Below are 17327 nucleotides of genomic sequence, written 5' to 3'. Positions count from 1 at the left end.
ATTTAAAATAGTTAAACGTCCTTGTTTTGGACAATTCTTTTATAAATTGTAAAAGGATTGTCCCCTATTTTTATTAGCTATTTAGAAGTGAATACGAGGAGGAAATAGAATGAGTTTGCCTAAATTACAAATTGCTTTAGATAATAATACGTTAAGTGAGGCATTACAATCTGCATCAATGGTCGCGGATGCGGTGGATATTATTGAAGTGGGAACAATATTATGCGTAGCGGAAGGAATGGAACCGGTAAGATGTTTACGGTCCCTTTATCCTAATAAAGTAATTGTTGCGGATACAAAGTGTGCGGATGCTGGAGGCACTGTTGCAAGAAATTGCCGCACTGCAGGTGCAAACTGGATGACAGTTATTTGTTCGGCAACAGTACCTACAATGAAAGCAGCATTGACAGAAATGGAAGACATCCAGGTTGAATTATACGGTAACTGGACCTTTGAAGAGGCTAAATTATGGCAAGGTGCAGGGTTGAATCAAGTGGTTTACCATCAAAGTCGTGATGCATTAGTTGCAGGAGAAACATGGGGAGAAAAGGATCTAAATAAAATTCGTAAACTTACAGAAATGGGTTTCAAAGTATCTGTAACGGGCGGTCTGGAACTTGAGACGCTGGAATTATTCAAAGGGATTGATGTATTTACATTTATTGCGGGCAGAAGTATTCGTGATGCAGCATCTCCTTTTGAAGGAGCAATGAAATTTAAAGCAGAAATTAATAGAATCTGGGGTGAGTAAAGCATGAATCCCATTGGAATTTATGAGAAGGCTTTACCGGACAAAATGAATTGGCACGAGAAATTAGAGCAAGCGAAAGAAATTGGTTTTGATTTTGTAGAAATGTCAATTGATGAACAGGATGAAAGACTTGCCCGGTTAGATTGGTCTAAAGAGGAACGACAAGACTTTGTATATTCGCTGAAAAAAACAAAAATGCGTGTTCCCTCGATTTGTTTGAGTGGGCATCGCCGGTTTCCGCTTGGTTCAAATCATGCGAATGTTCGTAATAAGGCATTAGATATCATGAAAAAGGCAATTGATTTAGCCGATGATATTGGTGTTCGGGTCATTCAACTTGCAGGGTATGATGTTTATTATGAAGAGAGGAATGAACAAACACGTAGCTACTTTATTGAAAACCTTCGGAAATCATGTGAATGGGCTGCTGAGAAACAAATCACATTAGCGATTGAAATCATGGATGATCCATTTATAAATTCTATCAGCAAGTATCTTGAAATAAGTGAAAAGATTAATTCCCCTTGGCTTTATGTTTATCCCGACCTGGGTAATATTTCGGCATGGGCTAACGATGTTCCGCAAGAATTGAAAAAAGGTAGAAACCACATTGCTGGCATTCACCTAAAAGATACAATTCCAGTAACCGGGAATCAAAAAGGTAAATTCAAAGAAGTTCCATTTGGCGAAGGATGTGTGAACTTTGTTGCGTCGATGAAAGCATTACGAGAAATAAACTATACAGGTCCATTTCTGATTGAAATGTGGAGCGGTAAAAGCGAATCGTATGTGTCAGAAATAAATTCTGCAATCGATTATTTAAAGCCTTTGTTAAAAAAGGGAGGGTATAATTATGACCAAAAATTTAAGTCAAATAAAGGAATCAGTTTTTCAAGCTAATTTAGATTTGCCTAATTCCGGTCTTGTCAAATTAACATGGGGAAATGTTAGTTTTATTGACAGAGAGGAACAAATAATCATCATCAAACCAAGTGGTGTTCCCTATCAATCTATGACACCAGAGAACATGGTAGTAACAGACCTTGATGGTAATGTAGTGGAGGATAATTTGAAACCATCTTCTGATTTGTCAACACATGTGGTTTTATATAAGAACTTTCCAAAAATCAATGCAGTCGTTCATACGCACTCAAAGTGGGCCGTTAACTGGGCACAAAGTGGCAGAGATATTCCAGCTTATGGGACAACACATGCGGATGCCTTTTATGGTGATGTTCCGTGTACCCGTTCCTTAACTACATCTGAGATTAACGGTGATTATGAAGCTGCAACAGGAAATGTAATTGTAGAAACGTTTAGCAAACGTAATATTGAACCATTATCTATCCCGGCAGTACTTGTAAATGGACATGGTCCTTTTACATGGGGGGAAACATTATCAAAAGCAGTAGAAAATAGTATTATTTTGGATGAAGTAGCAGAAATGGCTTTGCATACAGAAGCGCTTTCTTATAATCGCAGAATTTCACAGGACCTATTGGATAAACATTACTATCGTAAACATGGTTTGAATGCTTATTACGGGCAAAAAGGAAGCACAAAGAATTTCATTTAGTTTGTAGATTGTACTTTTACTTTTGAACAACCTCTTTAATAGAATGATTGGAGGGAGATAATATTTATGGATATTATTCTTGTCATTGATATTGGCACATCTAGCATGAGAGGCGGCCTTTATGATGAGTACGGAAAAATTAAAAAGATCATTCAAATACATTATAGCCCTGAATATTTTGCGACTAACCGAGTTGAACAAGATCCAATATACTGGGAAAACGCCCTAATTCAAATAACATCTGAAGCGGTACAATGGTTGAAGACTCAAGGGTTACCATTAGAAGCTATATCTATAACATCCCAGCGTACTTCCATAATTCCAGTTGACAGATCAGGTTCACCTCTGCACAATGCGATCATGTGGCAGGACAAGCGAACTTACAACATTTGCGAAGAACTGAAACTTTATGATGCGTTTGTTTATAACAGATCTGGGGCAAAAATCAATCCTGTTTTTACCGCCCCTAAAATTAAATGGCTTAAAGAAAATGAACCAAACATTTATAAAAGTGCTCATAAAATACTTGTCATCCCAGATTACGCAATCTTTTTAATGACTGGCAAGTTTGTAACTGATTACACTTATGGAAGTAGAACCTCACTGATGAATATACACGAATTAGAATGGGATAATGAACTATTAGAATTGTTCAAAGTTGATCGGGAAAAGCTTTGTGAACTGATCCCACAAGGGAGCATAGCAGGCTATACGACAGAAATGTTTATGAAAAGAACTGGCCTACCATCGGGTACCCCTGTTATATCTGCTGGGGGTGATCAACAGTGTGCAGCATTAGGTGCGGGCGCCATAGGAAATGGGTCCTTTCAAATTACCACTGGAACTGGCTCATACATTATCGCTTCTTCCAATACCTTGCAGCTCGATTCACAAATGCGTACCATCTGTAGCGTGTCAGCTGTGAAAAGTAAATATATGTTAGAGTCAAGTATACTAACTACATCTACAATTTGTAACTGGTTTTGTGATAATTTTTATGCGAATAGTAAAGGGGATTCTGCATTTGAAAGAATGCTTGAGGATGCATTGGTCTCACCTGTTGGTTCAAACAATCTCATTACATTCCCTCACTTTCAAGGTAGAGGTTCCCCGGACTGGAATTCACTGGCCTCAGGCATTTTTTTTAATGTCTCCCTCGGAACCACAAGGGGGGACTTTGCCCGATCTATACTAGAAGCAATTGCTTTAGAGATATCAGAGAATTTAGATATCATGAATCGAATTATAGGTACAATCACCTCTATTAGTACTGCAGGAGGTCTTACCAAAAGTTCCCTTTTTAACCAAATTCAGGCGGACATTTATAATCAGCCGATTTCACTTCCAAACAATAGGGAAACCACATCACTTGGCGCTTGGGTCACTGCATCTTTAGAAATGGGAATGTACGATTCTTATCAAAAGGCCCTTAATCAGGCTGAAAAAGGTACAAGAAATATGCTGTATTACCCAATCAGCGAAAATGTTGTCATCTATGATAAGCAAAAGCTTCGAAGACTTGCATTGTATAATAACCTTGAACAAAATGGAATCTATCAACTGTTACGTGAGGATGGTCTCGATAAAAATCACCAGTTTTCGTGAATAATAATATCACTATTTTTTCATTCTAGTTTTATGAAGTAATTATTACTGTTTTAATTTATTTAATTTTGGGATAACTTAAAAAGTGTGCTAAAGTGTAGGATAAAACAAAGGAATCTTAGTTTTAAACTACACTTTTTTCTTGACGCCAAGGCAAGATCTTCTAGAAATACAAAGGAGTAAAGAAATATGAAAAGGATTACACAAAAATTTTTAGGTCTGTCTTTAAGGCAACGTTTAATTATCTCAGCTATTATATGTGTACTTTTACCTTCTTTTATTACTTTTTTTGTATCAAATTATTTAACAGAAGAGGAGCTTGAGAAACGAGCCGTAAATCAATCTGAAAATACATTAAGGCTATTAGACCTACGTGTTTCTAAATATTTCGATGACATACTTTACGTATCAAATTACCTGCAATATAATAACGAAATTAATAAAATTTTAATGGAAAGCCAGAACAAAAATAATTCTACTAGTGAACAAAGGGCCATTCAACATATTAAAATTTCAAGGCACTTAGAAAATATTACTAATCTATTACCCCCTTTTTATATAACGATACTAATGGAAAATGGTTTTTATTATACAAATTATCCCACATATGAATATAATCCTAAAAATTTCTATGATTCCAGGTGGATAAATAAAGTGAGTGATTTAAATTTTTATGAAACATATTGGGTAGGTACACATTCAACTTATATTAAATTTCAGAAAGATAAACAGCCATATTTAATCACAATTGCGAGAAATTTAAAAATAACTGAAGACGCAAATGCCTATACAATTTTAAGTATAAATGAAAAAGAAATAAGCAATATGTTTAGAGAATTTACTTCTAATCATAAACAAAAGCTTATGTTGATTGACGCAAATGGAACTATTTTATCTAGTCAAAACGAAAAAAAAATAAAAGAGAAATTTGATTTTCAAAGACAAATTGATAACAATCAGCTTAATTATAGTGTTGTTAATTATAAGAATAAGGACTATTTGTTGGTGAGTCGCCCTATGTCATATGCGGGTTGGAATCTAGTAAGTTTGGTTCCTTATAAACAAACAGTTGGAAATATCAATACAATTGCTCGTACCACCTTACTGTTACAGTTTTTCTTTTTTGCTATCTTTTTAATTATCCTTATTTATTTAGTCAGGAAATTTACTAAGCCTATAATTAAACTAAGCCGGGTTACAAAAGAAGTAGAAAATGGTAATTTACAGGTTCGTTCTGGTATTAAAGGAAAAGGAGATATAGCGGTATTGAGTTATTCCTTTGATCAAATGCTCGATAAAATAGAAGATATGATAAATCAAATAAAAGTAGAAGAAAGAGGTAAACGTAGAGCAGAATTAGAGATGCTTCAGGCACAGATTAATCCACATTTTCTGTTCAATACATTAAATTCCCTTCGGTTAAAAATAATGTTGAATGGCGATAAAGAGAATGCAAAATTGATTCAGTCACTTTCCTCTCTGTTACGAATGACTATAAACAGAAACAATGAATTTATTTATTTATACGAGGAAATAGAGGTTGTGGATCACTATGTGACGCTAATGAACTTCAGGCGCAAAGATTTTGTTGAATTAATTATTGATTTGGACTCTGATGCATCAATGGAAGAGGTACCCAGATTCTTTCTTCAGCCTATAATTGAAAATGCTATCATACATGGATTTGATCAAAAAGGTGGAACAATAAATGTATCTGCCTGGATAGAGAAAGATCTATTGAATATCAGTTTAAAGGATAGTGGTAAAGGCATGGATAATGAAGAACTACATCGTCTTAAAGAGCAATTTATAACGGGGGAATACCACCCTACTGGAAATAAAGTGTCTTTTACAGGAATTGGAGTGAATAATGTTTATCAACGTTTATTAATGATATATGGCGAAAAGTTCCGTATGGAAATTGATAGTCAATTGTTCGAGGGAACTGAATTCGTGTTTTATATTCCAAGGAAATAGGGAGTGAGCTTATGTATAAAGTCATTTGTGTAGATGATGATTATCTAGTATTAGAGTTCTTAAGCCAAATGATTCCGTGGGAAGAGATGGGTTTTATTGTTATCGGATCTTTTCAGGATGGTGCCACGGCTTTAGAACATATTAACTCGGAAATACCAGATGTTATTATTACAGATATTAGCATGCCTATAATGGGTGGAATAGAGTTAATTCGAAACATAAAAGTACTGGATTCAACTATACATTCTATTATATTATCCTGTCATAATGATTTTAAGTACGCTCAGCAAGCATTGAAGTTAGACGCGTTTGATTATATATTAAAAGAATCCATGGAATCTCAAATGATAATAGATTTGTTGAACCGCTTAAAAGAAAAACTTGATAGCGAGCAAAGAACTAATTTGGAAAAAAACCAAATGGAATATCTAATAAAAGAAAATCTCAATATTTTAAGAAGTAGATTTTTACATGCACTATTGGAAAATAAGCATGAGAATAAACCAATGTGGTGGGAACAACAAGGTAATGAATTGGGATTAGATTTTTCCTTTAATACGTGTACGCCTGTACTTTGTTTTATTGATCAATATATGCTGAATAAAGAAGCTTTTGGTTCAGATGAATTACTAAAATTTAGCATTGATAATATTGTTGGTGAGATATTAAAAAATGAAATAGGAAAGTGTTTTAGTATATTTTATAAGGAGTCTATGTTTTTTATTTTTTATCCCCACCAACAGAAATTGTATCAGCATCAGGACATGCAAAATTCTTTAAAAGAGATTCATAAACAGTTAGAAGATTTGCTGAAAGTAAGTATTACGTCTGTTACGGGAACTAGTTGCGAGTTTCCAAAAAGTCTAGTAAAGCAATTGAAACTAATGATAAGTACTTCTGATCAACGGTTTTATATTGAAGGTGGCTCTATTACCCCAATGGAACAAACCAACTTCTCTTTGGAAGACATCTTTACTTATTACGTGGCAGCTGAGCAAGAGCTGAAAATGTTAACAGTACAGGAAGATATTGAAAGTTTAGAGAAATCAATTCATAAATGGATATCATTCATATATGAAAATAGATATCAACCTAATGTTGTAAAAAAATGGGTTACGAAAATATTAATAGATATTAATTTAAAGTTTAATATAATGCAAGATTTTGAAACCAAACATACAGTACCTGATGATTTAATTTCGAATGTGGAAACTGTATACCAACTAGAGGAAGAACTGAAGAAAACCTTTATGAAATTAGTTAATAGTTGGAAGCATATTAATGATCTTCCTGAACGAAATGAAATCCTGAAGGCTCAAAGGTATGTTTTAAAGAACCTAGATAAAAAGATTACTCTAGGAGAGGTAGCAGATCATCTTCATTTAAATCCTAGTTATTTTAGCAGACTCTATAAAAGAAATACAGGCGAAAATTTTATAGATTATGTGATTAAATCAAAGATGGAGAATGCGAAGGAGTTATTGGATAGATCAAATGAATCTGTAGAGAAGATATCAGAAATGTTAGGCTATGATAGCAAAAGTTATTTCCTTAAAACGTTTAAAAAATACTTTGGGATGACGCCCAGGGATTATAAATATAGTTCACTGGGAGGATTGGCTAAATACTAGAAAGGATAATTCCCGCTTAATCCCAAGGATTAGGGAAGATGAAAAGGAAATCAATATAGTTACACTCTATAATGTGACTTTCTATGCCCGCATATTCTTAATTTATGTTTCGTTGTACCTACTATTTGCATAATTGTCAAATTTTAATGGGGGATATCAGCTAATACTAAATTCTATATGATAAATGATTAGGAACTCAAATAAAAGTAGATTTCGTAAATCCCTTGTAATATGGGTTTACGGAGTCTATTATTTTTGAAAAAAAAGTCGAAAGGAGGGTTGTTTTTTAAAACGCTTACATATATAATACTTATTACGATAGTTTGTTTGGCAAACAAAATAATTAGCTTGTTTTTATATTTGTAAAATAGACTTGTAGATTAACAAATGTATTTTTTTGTTATAAGTTTTTATAAAAATCAATAAAATGAAAGCGATTTTAAAGGGGAGAATTTTATGTCAAGTATAACAATGGAAACTGATCAGGAGTATAATAGAGCAAAGTTATGGCAAATCGGTTTTTTTGCATTAAACAATACCGCAACAAACCTCTATATGTTTATTTTAACGTTTGTCACATATTATGCTACTGGAATAGCTGGGCTCGCTGTTGTGGCTGTAAGTACTGTTCTAACAGCAATGCGCATATTTGACGGTATTACAGATCCTATTGTGGGCTTTATTGTAGACAAAACCGAATCTAAGTTTGGCAAATTTAGACCATTTATGATTATAGGAAATGTGATTTTAGCAGGTTCTATACTAATTATGTACAATGTAACACATTTAATGCCACAATCACTTCAGTTGATCTTCTTTATCTTTATTTATGCCATTTATATTATTGGTTATACATTACAAACTACTGTAACAAAAGCAGCTCAAACGGTATTGACGAATGATCCAAAACAACGGCCGCTTTATAGTATTTTTGATGCTTCGTATAATGCTATAGTATTTACTGGTGGCCAAGTTTTTGTTGCTTCTTATTTGATTGCAAAATACGGGGACTTTACCATGTCATTGTTTGCGGAATTAAATACGTACGCTATTATTCTTGCAGGTATATTTACAATTTTAGCTGTAATCGGTATTTCTGGGAAAGACCGTAAAGAATTTTATGGATTAGCAGAGGAAACTGTAAATACAAGATTTCGTGATTATTGGCCAATTTTAAAAAAGAACAGGCCTTTACAAATGTTAATAACAGCAACTACTTTTGATAAGCTAGCCTTTTTGCTAATTCGTTATTCAGTGGTTGCAGTCATGATATTTGGAATTTTAATGGGAGATTACGGGCTAAGTGGTACAATTTCATTAATCACCATTGTACCAACTTTATTAATAACATTCGCCGTCGTTGGATATGCGAGAAAGCTAGGTATGAGAAGTGCATTTATCGGTTCGACCTGGATAGCGATGTTTTCATTAATTGCTTTGGCTGCTCTATTTTTAATAATGAATGATCCTACAACAATATCACTTGGAGGTATTGGTATACCTATTGTGATATTTACAGTTTTATATACAATAGCCTTGGGGTTTGGAGGTATCCCAAGTTCGCTTGTAAACCCAATGATTGCCGATGTCTCTGACTATGAAACATATAAAACAGGGCGTTATATACCGGGGATGTTAGGTACATTATTCTCTTTTATTGATAAGTTAGTTACATCCCTGGCTCCAACGATAGTTGGTCTTGGTGTAGCAATCATAGGATTTGGTTCTGAGTTTCCGACAGTAACTGATGAATTAACAACTCCTTTGTTTGTAATGACATTAATACTAGCATTCGGTTTACCGGCACTTATGTTGGTTATATCACTAACCGCCATGAAATTTTATAAATTAGATGACAAGAAAATGGTAGAAATTCAAGAATCAATTGCGGAAGTTAAAAGGAAAGCAAAAAAAGAAGACAATAATTCAGCAATAATGTAAATATAGAAATAACGAGATACGAGGAGTGTTAGTATGTTATATCCAATAAGTACAGATAAACGTGGTGTCATTGAATTAAATGGCATTTGGAAGTTTAAATTAGATCAAGGTAGTGGGTTGAAAGAAAAATGGTATGAAACTAAATTAACAGATACTATGAATATGGCAGTCCCTTCCTCCTTCAATGATATTGGCGTGACAAGGGAAATCAGAAATCATATTGGCTTGGTCTGGTATGAACGACAGTTTACTGTTCCTAGCTATTTAAAAGATGAGAGAGTTGTATTACGTTTTGGTTCTGCCACACATACTGCAAAAGTTTATGTGAATGGAATGCTTGTTGTTGAACATAAAGGTGGCTTTTTGCCATTTGAAGCTGAGATAAATAGTTATTTAAATGAAGGCGCTAACAGAGTAACTGTAGCTGTTAATAATATTGTGGATGAAACTACTCTACCAGTTGGTAATTACACTAAGGAAGACTCGGAGGCCTTTGGAAAAGTTGAGCGCAATTCACCTAACTTTGATTTTTTCAACTATGCAGGATTACATCGCCCAGTGAAAATTTATACAACTCCTCCTACATATGTAAAAGATGTAACGGTTGTAACAGATTATAAAGATACAATAGGAAAAGTAAATTATACAGTTGAGACAGTTGGTGAAGGTGTCACAGTTAAGGCAAATATAGTAGATGAGTCGGATTTAGTTGTAGCAACTGCAGAAGGAGAAGAGAATGAGCTTGACGTTTCCGATGTAAAATTATGGGAACCTCTAAATGCTTATATGTATTCCTTAAAAGTAGAATTAGTAAAGGAAGGTAAAGTAGTCGATGTATATGAGCAATCATTTGGAATTAGAACTATCGAAGTGAAAGATGGAAAGTTTTTAATTAACAACAAGCCATTTTACTTTAAAGGTTTTGGTAAACATGAAGACTCCCCAGTACATGGAAGAGGGTTTAATGAAGCAGTTAATGTAATGGATTTCCAATTAATGAGATGGATTGGTGCAAACTCATTCCGTACAGCACACTATCCTTATTCCGAGGAAATAATGCGGCTAGCTGATCGTGAAGGATTAGTGGTTATTGATGAAACTCCTGCAGTTGGTGTGCATTTAAATTTTGCAGCAACACTAACAGGTGGTGGTGCAAAGAGAGATACATGGAAAGAAATTCAAACATTTGACCATCATCAGGATGTTATTAGGGAGCTTGTTAAACGTGACAAAAACCATCCATCCGTTGTAATGTGGTCGATCGCAAATGAGCCAGCTTCAGAAGAAAAAGGAGCATATGAATATTTTAAACCGCTTGTTGAATTAACAAAAGAGCTTGACCCACAAAATAGACCTGTAACGATTGTGACGCACCTGTGGTCTACACCGGAAACAGATCAGATTGCTGAGTTAATTGATGTTCTGGCATTAAACCGCTATTATGGCTGGTACGTAAATGGTGGAGATTTGGAAGTTGCCAAAGTTAAGCTTCGCCAGGAATTTGAAGATTGGAATAAGCGTTGTCCAGGTAAGCCAATTATGATGACTGAGTATGGGGCTGATACAGTTGCTGGGCTACATGATGTTGATTCAGTAATGTTTACAGAGGAATATCAAGTAGAATTATTGAAAGCGAACCATGAAATATTTGATGATTTTGAAAACTTTATTGGAGAACAAGTATGGAATTTTGCAGATTTTAGTACTAGTCAAGGTTTCATGCGTGTTCAAGGAAACAAGAAAGGTATCTTTACGCGTGATCGTAAACCAAAATTAGCGGCACATGAACTGCGTAATCGCTGGACAAATATCCCAGACTTCGATTATAAAGGGTAACTCAACTAAATAACAAATAAAATTCCAGCTTCTTACGGAGGCTGGAATTTTATTTGTTAGCCTTAATATTTACTTACAGGTTTGGGTGTCGTCGTTACTCCATTATTACCGGTTATAAGCGGACTTGTAAATTTGGTTGTGTTTTAGTGGAATGCATGAAAAGCAAAAGAAGTTTTTAGATGAATAATCACAGAGAAGTGTAATGAATAAGCATAGTGGCAATTTTAAGTAGCAAAAATTGGACAAACAGAACTAATTTAAAGATTTATGTAAAATACTTACTGTGTTGAATGTGATTGAAATTTTGGAAAGAAGGAAAAAACATTTGAATACAACTTCTATAAGAAACAAGTAAAACAAGAATTAATAATTGAAGGTATGAATTTTCGCATATTTCTTTAAAAACTACTTGATAATTTAAACTCTGACAATTATAATATTTGTAAGCGCTTAATTAATTAGTTTGTTTAGCGAACAAATAAAAAAGTTTGTGAGGGAGTGAATATTTTACGGTATTGAAACAGCATGTTACTTCTTTATGGCTACATAATTTGAAGGGGGAAACTAAAATGAATAAAAAGTTATTATCGTTATTTTTAGTTATGTTTTTCTTAGTGATTGTTTTGGTAGCATGTGGTGGGGGATCTGAAGGGGCTTCAGAAGATTCAGAGGAACCGATTACATTAAGGTTAGCTGAAAACCAACCTGAGGATTATCCGACTACTATCGGAGCGAAAGAGTTTGCTAGACTAGTAGAAGAAAAAACAAATGGGCGCTATAAAATAGAAGTTTATGCTGGCGGACAACTAGGTGAAGAGAAGAGTGTAATTGAACAAGTACAATTAGGATCTATTGACTTAACAAGAGTTAACGCTGTACCATTAGCGGAGTTTTCAGAAGATATTGGTGTACTATCCATGCCGTACTTATTTGAAAATAATGAACAAAAATGGAAAAAGCTAAATGGTGAAGTAGGTCAGGAACTTTTGAGTACATTTGAAGGATCGAACTTGGTCGGGCTTGCTTTTTATGATTCGGGTGAGAGAAGCTTCTACAATTCAGTACGTCCTATTAAAACTCCTGAAGATATGGAAGGGCTTAAGCTTCGTGTACAAAATTCCGAATTGGCAATAGATATTGTTGAAGCTTTAGGTGCCTCTGCAACCCCTATGGAATATGGAGAAGTATATTCAGCGATCCAAACAGGAGTAATTGATGGAGGGGAAAATAACCTCCCAAGTTATTACACTGCTAATCATTACGAAGTAGCTAAATACTTTACAGACAATGGTTATCAGGGTGTTCCAGAAGTATTACTAGCATCTCAAAAATTATGGGATAGTTTAAGTGATAAAGATAAAAAGGCGTTTAGAGAAGCTGCTTTAGAATCAGTACCTGTTCAGCGTGAAGCTTGGGCAGAGTTGGTAAAAGAATCAAGAAAAGCTGTAAAAGAGAATGGGAGTACAATCATCGAGGTCGATGATATTACTCCATGGAGAGAAGCGGTTCAACCAATTTATGATAAGTATGAAGAACAGTATGGAGATTGGATCGACAAACTGACAGAGTAACTCTATTTAATTTTTAAAAGGGGAAGGTGGGGAGACCCCACACCCCCAATTATCTTAGGGAGGCAACTTCTATGAAAGCATTAAGAATGATTAAAAGTGGCCTTGATAAGCTACTTTTAATATCTGCCTTAACTATGCTAGCGGCAATGGTAGTCGTAATAATTATTCAAGTTTTTTCACGTCAGTTTTTCAGTTACACCCCTTCCTGGTCAGCAGAGTTATCGCGAATACTCTTTGTATGGGTGAGTTTTCTTGGAATAGCATATGGATTTAAAGAAAAGTTACATATTGCGTTAGGTCTTGTAGTTAATGCGATGCCAGAAAAGGTTCAAGATTTTTTTGATTATGTAGCGAAAGTAATTGTAATAGGGTTAGGGATCCTTATGGTTTATAACGGATGGCAGTTTACTATGTTAATGGGGAGATCAACGATGCCGGGGACAGGCTGGCCTTCCAGTGTTATATATATATCTATTCCGATAGCGGGTTTGTTCATAATGATATATGGAATAGAATTATTGTTTAAAAAAGGAATGCATCAAGACCTAACTGATGTAAGTGAGGGGTGGGAGAATGGAAGTATTGATTTTAATCGGTAGTTTTATACTGCTCCTTATAATTAGAATCCCAATTGCCCTTTGCCTTATAATATCTTCTTTAGTTGCGGGGTTGTACATGGGATTTGATCCTGCGGCTATCTTGCAACGAATGGTTGGGGGGTTAAATTCATTTTCATTATTGGCGATACCTTTCTTTATACTTGCAGGTGAAATAATGAATGAGGGTGGGATATCAAATAGATTAATCAACCTTGCAAATGTAATTATTGGAAAAGTCAGGGGTGGCCTTGCGATGGTAAACGTGCTGGCCAGTACGTTTTTTGGAGGGATATCAGGATCATCACTTGCTGATACTTCATCCTTAGGATCTGTTTTAATTCCAATGATGAAAAAACAAGGGTACGATTCTGATTACTCTGTTTCTGTAACTATTTCAAGTTCGACTCAAGGTGTAATGATTCCACCAAGCCATAATATGATTATATATTCTACAGCTGCTGGAGGTGTATCCGTTGGTGCACTCTTTATGGGTGGGCTCGGTCCTGGCTTGTTATTAGGAATAGGAATAATGATTTTAACTTATATGATGGCTGTTAAACGTAAATATCCAAAAGGTGAACCAGTTAAAAAAGAAGAAATACCTAAAATTGTAAGGGATGGTTTATTAGGTCTGTTTACTATAGTAATTATTATGGGTGGTATACTAAGTGGACTGTTTACAGCTACTGAATCTGCTGCTATTGGAACACTTTATGCATTTGTCATCACGTTCTTTGTATATAAGGAAATACCATTTGCTAGAATGGGGATTATTTTACAAAGAACCTTTAAAACGTTATCAATGGTTCTATTTTTAATTGGTGCTTCTTCCTCATTTGGTTGGCTATTAGCACTATTAAAAGTACCTGCTTTAGTATCAGAAGGTTTATTAAGCATTTCGCCAAATGATGCTATAACTATCCTTATGATTCTTATAGTTTTGTTATTATTAGGAATGGTTATGGATATGGCACCACTTATTTTAATTGCAACACCTATATTACTGCCTGTTGCGACAAGTGTAGGAATGGACCCAGTTCATTTTGGTGTAGTACTAATTCTAGCCTTAGGAATTGGATTGATAACACCACCAGTTGGTTCAGTACTTTTCGTAGGTTCAGCAATTGGTAGAATACCGATTGAAAAGGCATCTAAGGGCATGTTACCTTTTTACGCTGTCATGATTGTCGTTTTATTATTAGTAGCATATATTCCAAGCGTGTCCATGTATTTACCAGGACTTTTTGAATAATAAATAAAAATATTCCCATAGTCACAATTTGTGATATGGGATGTTTTTTTGCATAAAAATTAAAAGGAGTTTTTAGATGAATTATTACAAACGTCTAACATCTACAAAATTTTTTCTGAAACATTTTCCAATGAATTACGTATATATCTAAAATCAGTTTAGCCTCTATCAGAAAATGTCTTCATTCTGCTGGATGTTGAACGGGATGGAGTGGTTAAGGTGAAAAAGTGGTTGATCATTATTATAGTTTTTGCTTTTAGTATCTTTTTAGCAGCATGTAGCAATGAAGAACAAAGCAGTGACTCGGCTGATAAGGCTGCTGAGAGTATGGAAAAAAATATAACAGAGGAATCTGGTGGTTCTCCTACAGGAACAAGCAATTCTGTAAACGAGCAAGAGGATAGGCAATCCCAAGAAGCCGCTGAATCAAAAGAAAACGAAATAAGTAATGTAAATAGAAAAATTATTTATACCGCCAATCTATCTATTCAGGTAAAAGATTATCAAAAAGCTGTAAACGATATTCAAACACAAGTATCGGATCGTGGCGGATATGTTGTGGAATCGAACATGTACGGTGATTCCGAAAAAGGGTCAACGAATGGACAGATGACGATTCGAATACCGCAGGATCAGTTTCGTGAATTTATTCAGCTGGTCGAAGAAGGCAGTAGTGAAGTTTTGGAAAGCTCCATTTCTGGTCAGGACGTGACGGAGGAATATATTGATCTGGAATCACGTCTGAAATCTAAACATGTAGTGGAGAATAGGCTACTTTCTTTTATGGAGCAAGCGGAAAAAACGGAAGATCTTTTAGCCATTTCTGAAGACTTGGCTAAAGTCCAAGGAGAGATTGAACAAATAACTGGTCGAATGAAATACTTGCAAAATAAAGCTGACCTAGCAACTGTTACGATTCAAATTCAAGAAAATAATGTAACGATTTCAGGAATCAATGAAGATGATTTAAATACATGGGAAAAAACCAAACAACAATTTTTGAAAAGTATTAATTTCCTTATCTCAACCTTTTCTGGGCTTTTCGTTTTCCTATTTGGAAACCTACCAATTCTTTTGGTGTTAGGATGTATCGGTTTGATTACATTTTTGATAGTCAAAAAAAGTACAAAGAACAAGCGGAGAGATTAAACTATATAGGGTGAATAATAGGGAATAAGGCAACGTGTACGGCGAAATAATAAGACAAGAAGAACTTTAAAGATGGAGGAATTGAATTGGCTAGATCAAATTCGTATACAAGAACATCAAATCCGACTTTAAATGATAAATCTTTTCGTGTGAGAAATGATGGTGCATCATCGATGACATTTCAAGGAACTGTCAATCGAACGATGATCATGTTTTTGGTGCTTTTCATTTCTGCTTCCTATGTATGGAATCTGTATTTTAATGGAAATGGTTCAGCCGTTTCAGGATTACTGATACTTGGGTTGATTGTAGGTTTTATTCTTGCGTTAATTACAATATTTGTTCCGAAAGTAGCACCATTCACTTCCATTCCTTACGCGCTGGCTGAAGGTCTTGTAATCGGTGGTATTTCAGCGGTGTACGAATCGCAATTTAGTGGGATTACAGTTCAGGCAGCAATGTTAACTTTCGGCGTTCTGTTAGTTATGTTATTAGCGTTTAAAACCAGGCTGATTAAAGTCACAAAAAAATTCAGATTAGGGGTCATATGTGCGACGGGGGCTATTTTCCTTGCTTACCTCGCAACCTTTATTATGCGACTTTTCGGCATAGGTGACGTTTTGTATTTACACAACAGTGGCCCAATCGGCATTTTGATTAGTGTAGGGATTGTTATTGTTGCGGCATTGAACTTAGTGCTAGATTTTGATTTTATCGAAAAAGGAACAAAACGTAATGCACCTAAATACATGGAATGGTACGGGGCATTTGGTTTAATGGTGACATTGGTATGGCTTTACCTGGAGATTCTGCGATTGATTGCAAAACTTAGACGGTAAAGTTGCCCCATCGATGCTAAGGAATGGTGATTATAATGCTTAACTCAAAAAAGATGAAGTTCTTTAAGGGTAATGTTGAGGATTTAGATGCAATAGCTGTGATATATTGTAATACCTTTATAGGGTATGACTATACTTCTGATGATATCAACGAAGCTAAGCAAACTATTATAAAACACTCAACATATCCGGGGTTCCAGGGAATAAAATACATAAACGAATCTAATAAAGTTGTAGGTTTTGCGTAGTAATAATGGGAAAAGAATTAAGGTAGGTAGTAGATGTAGAGGGAATATGAAAACAAAAGAGGTGACATGAAAATGGAACTTTTACCGTATTCGTCCGCAATCTTTGTTTTTGTAATGGTGACTTTAATTTGCATTGTTGCCTATAAGATAGTTATAAAGAAAGAACGCCCTGATAATTCTTATACGCCGTTTGATTATATAGCTGGGCAAACGGAAGATGAATTTTATGAGGAACAAGAAGAAAAAGAAGCGGATGATAAAGAAAAGTGAATTTTAACCAAGGTTAGCATATTCATTTCTTATATTTACCCTAATACTACTGACATTTGCCGCTTATTTTATAATAAAAGAT

General features: G+C 34.8%; 14 protein-coding genes. All 14 read left to right on the top strand.

Features of this window, described 5'->3' with window-relative positions; genetic code table 11:
* Positions 1-109 precede the first annotated feature (109 nt).
* The 14 genes from CFK40_RS17600 to CFK40_RS17530 all read left to right on the top strand — a co-directional run bounded on the left by CFK40_RS17600 (position 110) and on the right by CFK40_RS17530 (position 17245).
* A complete protein-coding gene (locus CFK40_RS17600; protein ID WP_089533696.1) occupies positions 110-751 on the top strand; it encodes a 3-keto-L-gulonate-6-phosphate decarboxylase UlaD in 642 nt (213 codons plus the stop codon).
* Positions 752-754: 3 nt separating this feature from the next.
* Positions 755-1651: an L-ribulose-5-phosphate 3-epimerase gene (locus CFK40_RS17595; protein WP_089533695.1), complete on the top strand. Its 897-nt coding sequence runs from the start codon at positions 755-757 to the stop codon at positions 1649-1651.
* Positions 1605-2327: an L-ribulose-5-phosphate 4-epimerase gene (locus CFK40_RS17590; protein ID WP_193433341.1), complete on the top strand. Its 723-nt coding sequence runs from the start codon at positions 1605-1607 to the stop codon at positions 2325-2327. Before CFK40_RS17595 ends, CFK40_RS17590 begins: the two co-directional genes overlap by 47 nt.
* 66 nt (positions 2328-2393) lie before the next feature.
* Positions 2394-3932, top strand: a complete 1539-nt coding sequence (locus CFK40_RS17585; protein WP_089533693.1) for an FGGY-family carbohydrate kinase — start codon at positions 2394-2396, stop codon at positions 3930-3932.
* Between the two features lie 189 nt (positions 3933-4121).
* Positions 4122-5909: a sensor histidine kinase gene (locus CFK40_RS17580; RefSeq protein ID WP_089533692.1), complete on the top strand. Its 1788-nt coding sequence runs from the start codon at positions 4122-4124 to the stop codon at positions 5907-5909.
* Between the two features lie 11 nt (positions 5910-5920).
* Entirely contained in the window at positions 5921-7540 is a 1620-nt protein-coding gene (locus tag CFK40_RS17575) for a response regulator transcription factor (RefSeq protein WP_089533691.1), read from the top strand.
* 456 nt (positions 7541-7996) lie between these two features.
* Complete coding sequence (locus CFK40_RS17570) at positions 7997-9481, top strand: MFS transporter (protein WP_089533690.1); 1485 nt, start codon at positions 7997-7999, stop codon at positions 9479-9481.
* A gap of 33 nt (positions 9482-9514) precedes the next feature.
* A complete protein-coding gene (gene uidA / locus CFK40_RS17565) occupies positions 9515-11317 on the top strand; it encodes a beta-glucuronidase (protein WP_089533689.1) in 1803 nt (600 codons plus the stop codon).
* 569 nt (positions 11318-11886) lie between these two features.
* Positions 11887-12888, top strand: coding sequence for a TRAP transporter substrate-binding protein (locus CFK40_RS17560; protein WP_089533688.1), 1002 nt, complete (start codon positions 11887-11889; stop codon positions 12886-12888).
* A 71-nt stretch (positions 12889-12959) separates the two neighbouring features.
* Complete coding sequence (locus CFK40_RS17555; protein ID WP_089533687.1) at positions 12960-13487, top strand: TRAP transporter small permease; 528 nt, start codon at positions 12960-12962, stop codon at positions 13485-13487.
* A complete protein-coding gene (locus CFK40_RS17550; RefSeq protein ID WP_089533686.1) occupies positions 13462-14739 on the top strand; it encodes a TRAP transporter large permease in 1278 nt (425 codons plus the stop codon). Before CFK40_RS17555 ends, CFK40_RS17550 begins: the two co-directional genes overlap by 26 nt.
* Before the next feature lie 219 nt (positions 14740-14958).
* Positions 14959-15888 (top strand): DUF4349 domain-containing protein, encoded by a 930-nt coding sequence (locus CFK40_RS17545; RefSeq protein WP_161493901.1) that lies wholly within the window; start codon positions 14959-14961, stop codon positions 15886-15888.
* A gap of 86 nt (positions 15889-15974) precedes the next feature.
* Positions 15975-16727: a Bax inhibitor-1/YccA family protein gene (locus tag CFK40_RS17540; RefSeq protein ID WP_089533684.1), complete on the top strand. Its 753-nt coding sequence runs from the start codon at positions 15975-15977 to the stop codon at positions 16725-16727.
* 320 nt (positions 16728-17047) lie between these two features.
* The gene (locus tag CFK40_RS17530) at positions 17048-17245 is read left to right on the top strand and encodes a DUF3951 domain-containing protein (RefSeq protein ID WP_193433340.1); all 198 of its coding nucleotides are present in this window, start codon (positions 17048-17050) and stop codon (positions 17243-17245) included.
* Positions 17246-17327: the final 82 nt, after the last annotated feature.

This window comes from Virgibacillus necropolis, assembly GCF_002224365.1.
Taxonomy (GTDB): Bacteria; Bacillota; Bacilli; order Bacillales; family Amphibacillaceae; genus Virgibacillus_F; species Virgibacillus_F necropolis.
This window is presented reverse-complemented; position numbering and strand designations above follow the sequence as displayed.

What these genes read in the sequence shown, in the direction of transcription:
- CFK40_RS17590 (WP_193433341.1), top strand. Translation starts at nt 1,605, where the DNA reads ATGACCAAAAATTTAAGTCAAATAAAGGAATCAGTTTTTCAAGCTAAT.
- CFK40_RS17555 (WP_089533687.1), top strand. Translation starts at nt 12,960, where the DNA reads ATGAAAGCATTAAGAATGATTAAAAGTGGCCTTGATAAGCTACTTTTA.
- CFK40_RS17575 (WP_089533691.1), top strand. Translation starts at nt 5,921, where the DNA reads ATGTATAAAGTCATTTGTGTAGATGATGATTATCTAGTATTAGAGTTC.
- CFK40_RS17530 (WP_193433340.1), top strand. Translation starts at nt 17,048, where the DNA reads ATGGAACTTTTACCGTATTCGTCCGCAATCTTTGTTTTTGTAATGGTG.
- CFK40_RS17585 (WP_089533693.1), top strand. Translation starts at nt 2,394, where the DNA reads ATGGATATTATTCTTGTCATTGATATTGGCACATCTAGCATGAGAGGC.
- CFK40_RS17560 (WP_089533688.1), top strand. Translation starts at nt 11,887, where the DNA reads ATGAATAAAAAGTTATTATCGTTATTTTTAGTTATGTTTTTCTTAGTG.
- CFK40_RS17600 (WP_089533696.1), top strand. Translation starts at nt 110, where the DNA reads ATGAGTTTGCCTAAATTACAAATTGCTTTAGATAATAATACGTTAAGT.
- uidA (WP_089533689.1), top strand. Translation starts at nt 9,515, where the DNA reads ATGTTATATCCAATAAGTACAGATAAACGTGGTGTCATTGAATTAAAT.
- CFK40_RS17550 (WP_089533686.1), top strand. Translation starts at nt 13,462, where the DNA reads ATGGAAGTATTGATTTTAATCGGTAGTTTTATACTGCTCCTTATAATT.
- CFK40_RS17595 (WP_089533695.1), top strand. Translation starts at nt 755, where the DNA reads ATGAATCCCATTGGAATTTATGAGAAGGCTTTACCGGACAAAATGAAT.
- CFK40_RS17580 (WP_089533692.1), top strand. Translation starts at nt 4,122, where the DNA reads ATGAAAAGGATTACACAAAAATTTTTAGGTCTGTCTTTAAGGCAACGT.
- CFK40_RS17570 (WP_089533690.1), top strand. Translation starts at nt 7,997, where the DNA reads ATGTCAAGTATAACAATGGAAACTGATCAGGAGTATAATAGAGCAAAG.